This window comes from Thermobacillus composti KWC4 (genome assembly GCF_000227705.2).
GTDB classification, from domain to species: domain Bacteria; phylum Bacillota; class Bacilli; order Paenibacillales; family Paenibacillaceae; genus Thermobacillus; species Thermobacillus xylanilyticus.
In genome coordinates, this window is record NC_019897.1 from 3,662,268 (window position 1) to 3,675,484 (window position 13,217).

13 protein-coding genes and 1 pseudogene are annotated in these 13,217 nt (G+C 58.3%); 8 read left to right on the forward strand and 6 right to left on the reverse strand.

Annotated elements, in window-relative coordinates; translation table 11 throughout:
* Positions 1–38: 38 nt before the first annotated feature.
* The 3 genes from THECO_RS16710 to THECO_RS20735 are packed head-to-tail and all read right to left on the reverse strand — an operon-like array spanning position 39 to position 1,809.
* Positions 39–383, reverse strand: coding sequence for a hypothetical protein (locus tag THECO_RS16710; protein WP_157373610.1), 345 nt, complete (start codon positions 381–383; stop codon positions 39–41).
* Positions 384–433: 50 nt separating this feature from the next.
* A complete protein-coding gene (locus THECO_RS16715) occupies positions 434–982 on the reverse strand; it encodes a hypothetical protein (protein WP_015256210.1) in 549 nt (182 codons plus the stop codon).
* A 38-nt stretch (positions 983–1,020) separates the two neighbouring features.
* Positions 1,021–1,809: an NUDIX domain-containing protein gene (locus THECO_RS20735; RefSeq protein ID WP_083883306.1), complete on the reverse strand. Its 789-nt coding sequence runs from the start codon at positions 1,807–1,809 to the stop codon at positions 1,021–1,023.
* Positions 1,810–2,478: 669 nt separating this feature from the next.
* On the opposite strand from THECO_RS20735, the gene THECO_RS16725 reads away from it, so the two are divergent.
* From THECO_RS16725 to THECO_RS16740, 5 genes are all read left to right on the forward strand, one after another.
* On the forward strand, positions 2,479–3,945 hold the full coding sequence (locus THECO_RS16725) for an Eco57I restriction-modification methylase domain-containing protein (protein WP_015256211.1): 1,467 nt from the start codon (positions 2,479–2,481) through the stop codon (positions 3,943–3,945).
* Between the two features lie 308 nt (positions 3,946–4,253).
* The gene (locus THECO_RS16730) at positions 4,254–5,054 is read left to right on the forward strand and encodes an ABC transporter ATP-binding protein (protein ID WP_015256212.1); all 801 of its coding nucleotides are present in this window, start codon (positions 4,254–4,256) and stop codon (positions 5,052–5,054) included.
* 22 nt (positions 5,055–5,076) lie between these two features.
* Positions 5,077–5,913: an ABC transporter permease gene (locus tag THECO_RS16735; RefSeq protein ID WP_015256213.1), complete on the forward strand. Its 837-nt coding sequence runs from the start codon at positions 5,077–5,079 to the stop codon at positions 5,911–5,913.
* 24 nt (positions 5,914–5,937) lie between these two features.
* On the forward strand, positions 5,938–6,138 hold the full coding sequence (locus THECO_RS21805; RefSeq protein ID WP_015256214.1) for a hypothetical protein: 201 nt from the start codon (positions 5,938–5,940) through the stop codon (positions 6,136–6,138).
* 38 nt (positions 6,139–6,176) lie between these two features.
* Positions 6,177–7,529 (forward strand): LLM class flavin-dependent oxidoreductase, encoded by a 1,353-nt coding sequence (locus tag THECO_RS16740; protein ID WP_015256215.1) that lies wholly within the window; start codon positions 6,177–6,179, stop codon positions 7,527–7,529.
* Between the two features lie 91 nt (positions 7,530–7,620).
* On the opposite strand, the gene THECO_RS16745 is transcribed toward THECO_RS16740, so the two are convergent.
* Positions 7,621–8,655: an ABC transporter substrate-binding protein gene (locus tag THECO_RS16745; RefSeq protein ID WP_015256216.1), complete on the reverse strand. Its 1,035-nt coding sequence runs from the start codon at positions 8,653–8,655 to the stop codon at positions 7,621–7,623.
* 184 nt (positions 8,656–8,839) lie between these two features.
* Between THECO_RS16745 and THECO_RS16750 the strand changes: the two genes are divergently transcribed.
* Together THECO_RS16750 and THECO_RS16755 are read left to right on the forward strand one after the other, a co-directional pair.
* Complete coding sequence (locus THECO_RS16750) at positions 8,840–9,847, forward strand: FecCD family ABC transporter permease (RefSeq protein ID WP_015256217.1); 1,008 nt, start codon at positions 8,840–8,842, stop codon at positions 9,845–9,847.
* A 2-nt stretch (positions 9,848–9,849) separates the two neighbouring features.
* Positions 9,850–10,893 (forward strand): FecCD family ABC transporter permease, encoded by a 1,044-nt coding sequence (locus THECO_RS16755; protein WP_015256218.1) that lies wholly within the window; start codon positions 9,850–9,852, stop codon positions 10,891–10,893.
* Positions 10,894–10,976: 83 nt separating this feature from the next.
* On the opposite strand, the gene THECO_RS16760 is transcribed toward THECO_RS16755, so the two are convergent.
* A complete protein-coding gene (locus THECO_RS16760; protein ID WP_015256219.1) occupies positions 10,977–11,483 on the reverse strand; it encodes a MarR family transcriptional regulator in 507 nt (168 codons plus the stop codon).
* Positions 11,484–11,632: 149 nt separating this feature from the next.
* Here THECO_RS16760 and THECO_RS16765 point away from each other — a divergent pair, with 149 nt between their 5' ends.
* Positions 11,633–12,379, forward strand: coding sequence for a nitroreductase family protein (locus THECO_RS16765; RefSeq protein WP_015256220.1), 747 nt, complete (start codon positions 11,633–11,635; stop codon positions 12,377–12,379).
* A 108-nt stretch (positions 12,380–12,487) separates the two neighbouring features.
* Here THECO_RS16765 and THECO_RS16770 read toward each other — a convergent pair.
* Positions 12,488–13,198, reverse strand: a pseudogene (locus tag THECO_RS16770) (sodium-dependent transporter); the annotation flags it as partial.
* Positions 13,199–13,217 lie beyond the last annotated feature (19 nt).

Below are 13,217 nucleotides of genomic sequence, written 5' to 3' on the forward strand. Positions count from 1 at the left end.
GCTGCATCCGATGCCCCCGCGCTCTTTTCAGGGCCGGTCTACTCCACCCTGGTCATGCCGGTCAGCGCCTCGTTCCAGGGATGGATTGTCCCTTCCCCCGGACCTTCCGGTTGGCCGGCCTTGACTCCGAAGGATAGGCTGAATTGGTCGAGATCAACGCCGAGCTCGGCGCGTTCGTCTTTCTTGATCCATTTCTTTTCATCATTGACTTCGACCCAGACAGTATAATCGTCGTCACCGGACATCCGGTAGAGGAACAAATATCCGGTAATTTCCATAACGGCATCCGCCGGCGTGAACGATTCGTCCGCAGGGATGTCCCCGTTGGGCTTCAGCGCCACCGTGGCCGTAATTCGCGACTCGACGAGGGTGGCGTTTTGCATGTCCGAGTCTTTGAATCCCACACCAACGGGCGGCCGCATGTTGTGGATCGTCAATTCGACCCGTTGGCGGTCATCGAACGCGTGGCCGACCCCGATGCCAACGACCGGTAATTGGGAGGCAATACTTCAAGGCTTGCGGCCGATCCGCCGTCGTCCGGATTTTCCGCCCGATTTCCGTCCCCGGCGTCTTTGCCCGAAGACCCGTTCAGCCCCCCGCTTCCTTCCCGTTCGAACGTCACGACCACGTCTCCGTAATCCCATTGCATCCGATCCCCGTCGATCACGTAATCGACCATCGTGTCCGGCGCGCCGTTCGCACTATGCATCCGGAGCTTGCCTTTCTCCGGAAAATCGTATTCGATGCTGATGCCGTTCGCATGGGCGAGGCCTTTCTTCATGAACTCGATGGCGGAACCGATCGGGAAATTTGCTTTGACGGACTGTTCCCTTATCCGCTGTTGAAAATAATTCCCCGTCTGCACTTTGTCCTGCACTTCCACAATGACCCAGCGGCCCAGAATGTCATTGTTTCCGGATTTGGAGCAGGAGGAGAAGACCGTTGCGGCTAGCAGCATGATCAGTACAGCAATTTTTCTCAAGATGATTCCTCCGAATGAATGGTGTTCCATGATGGGCGTTAAGGTGTAGCGTAGTCCATCCTTCCTGCCGTGGCAAGGTTTCTCCATGTCATTACTGGATGAATAAGGAATGCAACGGACGGCGTGCCGGAGAGCGGCATGTTCATTCCACGATGACCCTGCCGGTCCGCCGGCAGGCCTTCAGATCCTCGATCGTCTCGATGAAGAGCGCGGGGACGTCCTCCGGCAGATCGTCCGGATCGCAGATCGTCCGGATCGAAGAACGCGGCGTCGACGGCCCCGGGCGTCTCGCGGAAGAGTTCGCCCGACCACCGGGTCACGACGAAGACGAACGCGAACATCTGGTAGTCGCATCCCCATGACCGGCAGGAGTAACGCTCGGGATCGGAACAGACCTCGACAAGCTCCGCCTCCCCGACTTCGCGACCGGTCTCTTCCCGCACCTCCCGCTCCAGGGCGTCCGGCACCGACTCGTCCGGTTCCATCGCGCCGGCCGGCATCACCCGGCGCCCGTTGTCCGCCCGCCGGACGAGCAGTGCCTTCCCCTCCCCGTCCAAAATGATCCCCTGCACGCGACGTTGATCAGCTTCGCATCGCCATCGCCCGCCGCAGCCTGCCCAGGTGCGATTCGTGCCGGCCCACTTGGCCCGTCGCCGCCTCCTCCTTCTCCCGCCAAGGACCGAAAAATGGGTTCGTGCACCATCCGGCTTAAAAAACCGTTTGCTTGGAAACAATGTCCCGGTCGATGAAGGGATCCCCGGAACGGTGTGCGCATCGCGAGCGTGCACCGGCGGACCTTCGGAATCCGGATCACGCATTCCGATCATGTTGAAGGCGATTTTCAGCCGTTGCGGAGTCCGCAATGGAAAAGGGACCTGCGGACCGGTTCATAAGACCTGAATATCCCATTTTTTACAAACCCGTCAAATCTTTAATAGTACCAGGTTATCACCATTTGGTCACATTCCCCTTTACATTTAAGAAAAAAGTCGTGTTAAGGTATTGTAATTTTTCGACAAATTGCTACAATAAACATTACACATTAATTACAATCTAACCTTAATTTAGAAGGCGATCATTCGTATTGCCCCCGTTGAGGTCCTTCCACTCCCATCCCAAAATACCACGAATCCGTGTCCTACGCGATCTCTGCCTACATCGGGGGCATCTCCCTGTACACACTTGCAGTTTTGCACGGGCGTATCCGCGCAAACACCGCGCTAACAACGGAATGCTGCAAACACTTACACACCATACTGAATACGAGCGCCAGTTTGTATGTCGGAAATTGGTTTTGGAATATCTTGATAGCGAGGGTTCATGCATAAGGGGCATTGTTCCGTCCTGAAAACCCTATGCTTCGCTCAGTTTGATTCAGAGCAAATGAAATCACGAATTCAGGTAATTATACAACAGCCGGCGCCTGCCGAATATCCCCCGCGCCCGACATTTCGATCAGGTATAATAGATGGAAAGAATTCATGAGGAGCACGCGCATGCTGACCGCCAAAAGAGCATTGGGACAATATTCGACACCCTTGCGGACCGTCGATTACATGGTGCGGAAGGTCATCGAAAAAATCCGGCACCTCAAATCGCCGAAAATTCTCGATCCCGCGGTCGGCGACGGAGTTTTCGTGGAACGATTGATGGCGAGCGGCGTAAACCCCGCGTTCATCCATGCCTTTGACATCGATCCCGATGCGGTGCAGGCGAACGCCCATATCCCGAACATCCGGCACCAGGACTTCCTGACCGCGCAGGGCGGGGAATTCGACGCCATCATCGGCAACCCGCCCTACAAATCGAAACGGGAAAGCCGGTATATCAAAGAAAACAAGGCGAGACTGGAGCGGCAATTCGGGGAGATCGGCATCCGGAATCTGTATGCCATGTTCGTCCATCATGCCCTGTCGAACCTGAAAGAAGGCGGCACGCTTTGTTTCATCGTGCAGGACTCTTTTCTGACGAACGTCTATTATCAGGATTTTCGAAGGTTCATCCTCGACCATTGCCTGATCGATGAGATTGTGCTGGCCCCGCGGAAACTGTTCCATCACACCGACGCCGATGTCCGCACGGCCATCATCACGCTGACGAAATGCACGGGACCGGAAAATCGGGAAAAACGAAGCGCCCACGTGATGACCTTGATCGACCGCCTGCAGGAGGAAGACGACTATTTCCATCCGCCGCAGGACAAGGTCCAGAAGCTGGAGCAGCGGTACTTCGAACGAATGGAGAAGCACAACTTCTTCATCAATGTGCCGGTGCCGATCATCGACATCATTTTGAAAACGCCGCTTAAGCTCGGGCATGTCGTCGACGGCGGGACCGGGATTTCGACCGGAAACGACGCGAAGTTCCTCCGGAAGCCATCCGGGATCGCGGAGGAAGACCCGGATTGGGTGCCTTTCTACAAGAACGGCGGGACCAAGGACGCCTGGTTCTACGAAACGCCGTACCGCATCCACCGGGACTGGGAAACCCCCGGCCGCCAGTACAAAGACTTCATGACGCGGAACGCGCAGCATTATTTCAAGGAAGGCATCACCTGCTCCTCGATGGGCGTGGAGTTCTCGGCCTCCTACATGCCCGCCGGCTGCCTCTTCGGCGTCAACGCCAACTTCTTCTCCGATGACCGGGAACACCTGTTCTATGTGCTGGCCCTGCTGAACAGCACGCTGGCCAAATATATCATCCGAGCCGTGTTCAACCGGACGAACATGGTGACAGCCGGTTATATCAAAAGAATCCCGTACATCGAGCCGGCTTCGGAACTCAAGACCCGAATCGCCGGCATCGCCCGGACCATCGTCGCGTCCAAAAAAGCAAACCCGCATTTCGATTATCGTCCGCTGCAGTGCGAGATCGACGCGTTGATCTATGAGATTTACGGTGTCGATCCTGCCGACAGAAGGATATTGGAGCAATTCTGCGGGAACCTGTATGAAGCGGTATAAAGCCGGGGACATCAACAAAACTCAACAAAACTTTCGACGCCGCGGCCAACCCGGTCCCCCGGCCCGGGTGAAAAATCACACTTGACACATGTGAATGGTTGGTTTATATTGGGCTCACTCACCCTGATGGGGTGATCTTGGAATTCCATAACCTCAGGCCTGCCGGCGGCCAAGCTGTTGTTCATCCTGACAGCCCACTATGCGAATAGAGGCATAATGCTTGATATGAAGCGAATCGCAGGATTCTTTCCTATCGAGCGTTTATGCCTCTTTGTTGTTTCATCATGACGGGTGCAAAGGAGTTGGAGATGGAGAAAATCCGATTGGAGAGCGTGACCAAGACGTTCGAAATCCGGGACGCCGGACGAAACGGCGGAACCCGGACCTTCACCGCGCTGCGGGACATCGATTTTGCCGTTAAGTCCGGGGAGTTCCTCACCCTGGTCGGCCCCAGCGGCTGCGGCAAGTCCACCCTGCTCGATCTGCTGCTCGGGCTCAGCAAGCCCACGAAAGGGCGCATCCTGATTGACGGGCGGGAGATCAAGGGGCCCGGTCTGGACCGCGGCATCGTGTTCCAGCAGTATGCGCTGTTCCCGTGGAAGACCGCGAGAGGAAACGTGGAATTCGGCCTGGAAGCCCAGGGCGTTCCGAAGAAAGAGCGCAAAGAACGGGCGGAGTACTACATGGAGCTGGTGGGCCTCAAGGACTTCGTGAACCACTACCCGCACGAGTTGTCCGGCGGAATGAAGCAGCGCGTCGCCATTGCGAGAAGCCTGGCCTGCAATCCGGATGTGCTGCTGATGGATGAACCGTTCGCGGCACTGGATGCGCAGACCCGGGAGACCTTGCAGGCCGAGCTGCTGCGGATTTGGGAGAAGACGCGGAAGACCGTCATCTTCATTACGCACAGCATCGATGAAGCCGTGTTTCTCGGGCAGCGGGTGGTCGTCCTGACTCCCCATCCCGGCACCGTGAGAAAGATCGTCGAGGTTCCGTTGAAAAACCGCCTGTTCGAAACGGACATCAACGCCCATCCCGAATATCTCAAGGCGCGTTCGGAGGTTTGGAATTTGCTCCACGAACCGGAATACCGGGGAGCTTACATCTGAACGCGAAGGAGTGGAGGAAACCATGGCATCCATTCAGAAAACCGAGAGCATCGGCAAACCCGTCACCATCCCCTCCAGGCTCGGGTGGAACCGATTTTCCCTGCTGGGCGCGTTGAAAAAGTCGATCGTCATCGTCCTGTTCCTCCTGCTGTGGGAGTTCTCCTCCCGCATCAACCTGGTGGACCGGCTGTTTCTGCCGCCGTTCTCCGACGTCATGCAAGCCTGGTGGAACATGATGGTGTCGGGCGAGCTGTGGTATCACTTTGAATCGAGCATCTTTCGTTCCGTCTTCGGCTTTTCGCTGGCGCTGCTTGCCGCCATCCCGCTGGGGCTGCTGGTGGGCTGGTATCCGCTCGCGCGCGATTTGCTGCAGCCGTTTCTGGAGCTGTTCCGCAACACGGCGGCGCTGGCCTTGCTTCCGGTATTCATCCTGATCCTGGGAATCGGCGAAGTGTCCAAAGTCGCCATCGTCACCTTCGCCTGCTTCTGGCCGGTGCTGCTCAATACGATTTCGGCCGTGCGGGATGTCGATCCGCTGCTCATCAAATCGGCGCGCTCGATGAATCTCGGCTCGTTCAAACTGTTCTGCAGCGTCATTTTGCCTGCCTCAATCCCGACTATTTTTACCGGAATACGTATGGCGGGCACGGGCGCCATCCTGGTCCTGATCGCCGCCGAAATGGTGGGCGCGAAAGCCGGGCTTGGCTACTACATTACGTACGCCCAGTACAACTTCCTGATCTCGGAGATGTACGCGGGCATTCTGACGATTTCCCTGCTCGGCCTGCTGATCAACTACGGACTCGTCAGCATCGAGCGCCGGTTGTCCCGTTGGAAACAGGAACCGAACCCGCAATGAAACTGTGAGAAAAGAGGAAGTGCGATGAGAACCAGAAGACTGTCGCGGATGATGGCTGCTGTGACCCTGATCGCCCTGGCCGCCGCCGGATGCGCCACCTCCGACGCCAAAAGCGGTGAGGAAGACAAGGTGCTGCAATATCTCGGTTCGCCGGGCGCGGTGATCCTCCCCGAACTGGCAGAAGCGCTGGGATACTTCGAGACGATCAAGCTAAACCACTCATAGATTCAAAAAATCCGTTAACAAGGAGAGGAGAGAAACCGATGAGCAAACGTCAATTGAGCCTCGGCGCATTCTTCATGCTGCCCGGTCAGCATGCGGGAGCCTGGCACGATCCTTCCACGAAGCGGGAGAATCTGTGGAACCCCGGCTATCTGGCGGAACTGGCGAGAACGGCCGAGAAAGGAAAATTCGACTTGATCTTTGTGGCGGACGGCGTGTCGGCGGGTTATACCTCCAGGGCGTTCGAATACGGGGCGCGCGTGACCCAGTTCGAACCGCTCACGATGTTTTCCTACCTGGCCGCCGTGACGGAGAAGATCGGCTTCGTCGCCACCGCTTCCACCACCTATAACGAGCCTTTCAACCTGGCCCGTCAATTTGCGTCGCTGGATCACCTGAGCAAAGGCCGCGCCGGCTGGAACGTGGTGACGAGCACCGGCGAAGAGGCCGCGCGGAACTTCGGCAAGCGGGACCAGGACTGGCCGCACCACCTGCGTTATGAGCGCGCCCATGAATTTCTGGACATCGTGAAGAAACTGTGGGACAGCTGGGAAGACGACGCGATCCTCTACGATCAGGAGAAAGGCGTATTCCTGGACAAACGCAAAGTCCACCGAGTGAATTACGAAGGCAGGCATTTGTCGGTCGGCGGTCCGCTCAACATCGGGCGCCCGCCGCAAGGCTATCCCGTCATCGTGCAGGCCGGCTCTTCCGAAGCCGGCAGAGAACTGGCGGCCAGAACCGCCGAAGTCGTCTTTACGGCATGGCAGACGCTGGAGGAAGCGCAGGCATTCTATCGCGATGTGAAAGGCAGATTGGCCAAATACGGCCGCTCGCCCGATGAGCTGAAGATCATGCCGGGCGTCTTCCCGATCATCGGCCGGACGGAAGAAGAGGCCCGGGCGAAGAAGAAGTATTTGGAAGAGCTGGTCCCCCTGCAGGTCGGGGTGGAACGGCTGTCGTTCCAACTGGGGGTGGATCTGAGCCGGTATGATGTGGACGGACCGCTGCCGCAGCTGCCGCCGTTGGAAGAGATCAACGGCAACAAGAGCCGGTTCGAACTGATCCGGAACATGGCCGAGCGTGAGCATCTGACCATTCGTCAGCTGATCGGCCGCGTCATCACGGGACGCGGGCATTGGGAGATCCTGGGCACCCCGGAACAAATCGCGGATCAACTGCAGGAATGGTTCGAGAACGGCGCCGCCGACGTCTTCAACGTGATGCCGCCGGTATTCCCGGAAAGCCTGAACGAATTCGTGGAACTGGTGATCCCGATCTTGCAGGAACGCGGCATATTCCGCAAGGAATATGAAGGCAGCACGCTGCGCGAGCATCTGGGATTGGAGCGGCCGGTCAACCAATTCGCCAGACAGACGGTGGCACAGAACTAAAGACCGTTCAACAGGCAATGGGCCAAGCGGAAAGCTTGGCCCATGCAAAATCGGCAGCGCAAGGATTTCCCTTGCGCTGTCTGCATGAAGCTTATTCAATCTCGTAAATTTCGTAGATCTCGTCCAGCATCTGATTGGCTGCGATAATGCCGCCTGCGGTGTTCCAGATCGCGTCGTCCACCCGGATCGCTTTGCCGTTCTGAACGGCTTTCAGGCTCTTCCAGAGCGGATCGTTCAAGATTTCGTTCTCCATCTCGTTGCCTTTGCCGTCGCCGGTATCATAGGTAAAATAGAAGATCCGGTCCGCATCCGCTTCCGGCAGACGTTCCTTCGTAATCTCCTCCACGAACGTATCCTTGTAATTCAGCTGATGGTCGGGACGCGTGATGCCCAGCTTGGAAAACGCGATGCCGGTGAAGGTGTCTTCCAGGTAGATGCGAATTTTGCCTGCCATGAAACGGACCACGGAGACTTTCTCGTTCAGCTTGTCGCCCGCCTTGGCTTTGAATTCGGCGGCACGGCGATCGAAATCGGCGATGAGCTGTTCGCCTTTCTCTTTCAGTCCGAGCGTCTCGGCATAGAGCATGAAGTTCGTCTGCCATTCGCCTCTCAGCGTTTCGGAGAACACCGTCGGCGCGATCGCATTCAACTGGTCGTACACTTTCTCCTGACGCAGCTTGTTGCCGATGATGAGATCGGGCTGCAGGCTTGCAATCAGCTCGATGTTCGGCTGGCTTTCATCGCCGACGACCGTCACGCCTTCCATGTGGTCCTCAATATGCTTGTACCACGGATCACCGGTCCACGATTTGACCGCTCCGACCGGCTTGACGCCAAGCGCAAGCAACGCTTCGGTGCCTTCATTCGTCAGCACGACCACGCGCTGCGGGTTGTCCGGAACTTCGGTCTCGCCCATGGCGTGGACGATTTTCCGGCCGCCGTCGCCGCCGTTCGGTTCATGCTGCTCCGGTGCCGGATTCCCGGACTGCGGACTTGCCGACGGCGTATTCGCTCCGTCATTCGAGGCGTTCGGGTTCGATTGGCCGCACCCCGCCAGGATCAAGGAGATGGCCAGCACAATCGCGGCTGCCGCCCAGACCGTCTTGTGTGCCCTATACTGGAACAAGTCATCTCTCTCCCTTGCAAGTGAAAATCATTCTCAACACCATTTCGAAGCAAAACTATAGCAGGGGCGCCGCCCGAAGTCAATAGATTTTTGATAATGATTTTCAAAATCATTGACGCTTTTTCCCCGATCCCCTAGAATTACACTTGATTCATTCCATTTCATTTGCTGAAACGGGGATTCTATGAGCGCACTTCTTCATACACGTGCACAGCGAATTGCGGGATTCATCCTGGCGTTCCTCATCCTGATCATCGGCATGATTTGCAGCATCGCCTTCGGCGCGGCCAACATCCATTGGAGGACGATCATCGAGGCGTTCACGAATTTCAATGGGTCGCAGGAGCACCTCATCGTCACGACGGCCAGGCTTCCCCGCGCGTTGATCGCCGCGGCGGCGGGCGCCAGCCTTGCCGTTGCCGGCACCTTGATGCAAGCCGTCACGCGCAATCCCCTTGCGTCGCCAAGCCTTTTCGGCATCAATGCCGGGGCCGCTTTCTTCGTCGTCGCAGGCTCCGCTTTCTTCGGGGCGGGGGGCCTTTCGACCTTCGCGACCCTCGCGTTCATCGGCGCCGCCGCTGCCGCCGCACTGGTCTATATTCTGGGCTCCATCGGAAGCGACGGGCTCACGCCGCTCAAAGTGACGTTGGCGGGCGCCGCCATGACCGCTTTCTTCTCATCCCTCTCCTTGGGCGTGCTGATGACCAGCGGACAAACCTTTGACCAGGTCTTGTTCTGGTTCGTCGGTTCCGTTGCCGGCCGGGATCTCGATATTTTCCTGTCGGCAGCCCCTTATATGTCCATAGCCTTGATCGGCGCATGCATCATGGCCCGGCATATGAACTTGCTGACATTGGGCGAGGATGTCGCCACGGGACTCGGGCAGAAGACGCTCGCCATCAAGCTGATCGCCGGCATCTTCGTCGTCCTGCTGGCCGGCGGCTCCGTGTCCATTGCCGGGCCCATCGCGTTTGTCGGCATCATGATCCCGCATCTGGCGCGGCATCTGGTCGGCCTCGACCATCGGTGGGTCATTCCCTACAGCGCTGTACTGGGCGGCATTTTGCTGCTGTATGCGGATGTCGGATCGCGCTACATCGCGTTTCCGAAAGAAGTGCCGGTTGGCGTCATGACCGCCATTATCGGCGTGCCGTTCTTTGTGTATATCGCCAGAAGAGGAGATGCGTCCTGAGCATGAACAACGGGCTGACGCCGCAAGGCGCCACACATGCCTTCCGTATTCGCAACCGAACCTTGTCCATGATCGTGCTGCTGTTGGTCGCCAACGCGGTCGTCATGATCATTTGCACCGGCCTCGGCAGCACGATGATCAGTCCCGTCAACGTGGTCAAAGCCCTGCTGGGACATGGCGACGCCGCGGCGTCGATGATCATTCTCAAGCTTCGTTTGCCCCGCGTCGTCATCGCGATCATGATCGGATCGATGCTGGCCGTATCCGGCGCCGTACTGCAGGGCATCGTGCGCAACCCGCTCACCTCGCCGGATGTGATCGGCATCACCGGGGGCGCCGCATTGGGGACGGTCGTCTTTATCTTGTATTTCTCCCACCACAGCATTCAGTTCATGCCCGTCAGCTCCATCATCGGCGCATTCGGCGCGGCTTTGCTGATCTATCTGTTCGCCTATCGGCACGGGATCACGCCGCTGAGGCTCGTGCTGATCGGCATAGGTATGGCGACCGCGATCACGGCGGTAACCTATATGCTTATCCTGAGCGCGCAGTTCACCCCCACCGCGGTGGCCGTCAAAGCGTTCACCTTCATGACCGGCAGCATTTACGGCACCTCATGGGAGCGCGACGTGCTGACGCTGCTGCCTTGGTGGGCGATCCTCATGCCGCTCGCTTTCATGAACGCGAGACATTTGAACGTGCAGGCGCTGGGCGATGAAGTGGCGATCGGCGTCGGCAGCCGCGTGCAATTCAACCGGACGATGCTTCTGATCATCAGCGTCGCACTGGCGGGGTCGGCGGCCGCGATCGGCGGCACCATCGGCTTCATCGGCCTGATGGCGCCGCATATTGCCCGCAAATTGGTCGGGCCCGCTTACGGCGGCGTCCTGCCCGTATCCGCGCTCACGGGGTCGCTCGTCCTGATGCTGGCCGATCTCGCCGCGCGAACCGCGTTCAACCCGCTGGATATCCCGGCCGGCGTCTTCACCGCAGCGATCGGCGCGCCGTTCTTCATTTACCTGATCTTCCGCCATCGGCGGGCCTGAGCATAACGATAAAAGGATGAAATCCCCGCACGGCACACGGCCTGGCGGGGATTTTTTCATTTGGTCGACCGCTTTCAAATGTTTCAGCCTTCCTCCGGCTCCGCCTCCTGGCGAAGATCGGCCAGCTTCTCCAGAAAATCCGCCACAATCTCCAGCGACGCCGCATCGTAACCGCTCAGCAGCGCCATCGCTTTCTTGTCCTGCTCCTGGTGGAACAGCCGGTGCAGCCCGGCCAGCTCCGCCCCCAGCGGGGTCGCAAGAAAATAAATCTCCTTCAAATTGTCCGGCCGCTGCACTTTCCGGATCAACTCCTGCTCCAGCAGCTTGCGCGTAATTTTCGAGACCGTCCCCTTCGTGATGCCCAGCTCGCGGGCGATATCGATGCCTTTGATGCCGTCCGGGTGCGCCTCAATGACGTCCAGAACATGCAGGCCGGAAATGGACATGCGGGGCAGCAGTTTCCTGAGTCTGTCGTCCGTGATGCGCTCCATCAGCCAGAGCCGGTCCTGGTCTTCGTCCGACTCGCTGACGTAGATCCGGTACATGGCGGATTCGATCCGTTTTTTGAAATCGAGCAACCGTTCATCCACGCGGGATCCCTGCCTTTCACTGTCGATTATAGCATGGCGCCGATATGGTTTCCACATAAACCATTTGACAACCTCATCACCGCCTGCTATTATGGTTTCCGTGGAAACCATCCGGATGGCCCCAATCGATGAATGGGAGGCAAACCTGAATGAACGACGTGTTGCAAGTCATCCGCAGTCACCGCTCGATCCGCAAGTTCAAGCCTGTTCCGCTGACGAACGAACAGATCGACGCCATCGTGGAAGCGGCGCAGATGGCGCCTTCCTCGATGCACATGCAGCCGTTCTCGATCATCGGCGTTACCGACTCGAAGCTGCTGGAGAACATCGCGAAGCGCTCGAACAATCCTCCGGTCGGGGAATGCGGCTACTTCTTCATCTTCTGCGCCGATCTGTACCGCATCCTGGCGGCCGGCGATCCGGCCCGGCAGGCGGCCATGAAGCGCAACCTCGGCTCCACGTACGTCTTTCAGACCGCCGTGCTGTGCGCCGGGCTTGCCCTGCAGAACGCCAATGTCGCGGCCGAATCGATGGGACTCGGAGCCGTCATGATCGGCGGGATCAACGAAGCCCTCCCCGATCTCGACGAATGGCTCGGCCTGCCCGAATTCGTCATCCCGCTGTGCGGGCTGGCGGTCGGCGTTCCCGGCGAGTCCCCCGAACAGAAGCCGCGTCTGCCGCGTTCCGCCGTATTTTTCGAGAACCGGTACAATCCGAGTCTCAAAGCCGCCATCGATGAATTTGACCGGCAGATCGAGACCTATTACGGCTCGCGCCTGTTCAACCGCCGGAAGGCCAACTGGTCGGGCAAGCTCACCGCGATTCTGGGCCAGAAGCTGCCGGTCGACATGTACACGAAATATGTCCGGCACAAAGGGTTCTATCTGGTCGAATAAGCGGGACCGCAGGGACCCAAGCGAAAGGATCCCCGCCCGGCACGCGGCCGAGCGGGGATCCATCCGTCCAGCTATTCGGCGGCTTCCGGCAGCTCATTCACCGGCAGCCTACACCGAAATGACACCCATGAAATAGAGGAACACCAGCACAATCATCGCCGGCGCCACCACGCGCAGCAAGAACATCCATACCCGGTACCGGAATCCCGTGAGGCCAGCCGCTTCTCCCGCCCGTTTCCATGCGTATCCGGCGAACAGGGTGACAATCAGACCGCAGAACGGCATCAAAATATACGCGGTGCTGAAATCCACCCAATCAAAGATCGTCTTGCCGCCGGGCTGCCATGAACCGAGCACGCCGCCGACCGACAGCGCCGACGGAACGCCGACAACGAAGCAGGCGCCCGAGACGATGACCGCCGCCTTTTTCCTGCTCCATTTCCACCGTTCCATCGCATAGGCGACCGGCACCTCAAGAATGGAGACGGCGGAGGTCAACGCGGCGATGCTGAGCAGCAGGAAAAACAACCCGCCGAACAGAAAGCCGAGCGGCATCTGCGAGAACGCCGCCGGCAGCGCCATGAACGCCAGACCGACGCCTTCCCCCGGTTCCAGGCCGAAGGAGAACACCGTCGGGAAAATGACGAGGCCCGCGATGAACGCGTACAGCATATCCCCGAAACCGATGGCCCACGTTGCGGATCCGAGCGACTGCTTCTGATTCACATAGGAACCGTAGGTCACCATGCAGCCCATCCCCAGGGACAGCGAGAAGAAGGCATGTCCCAGGGCGATCAGCGCGGACTCCGCATCCAGCTGTAACCGCTAAAATAAAATT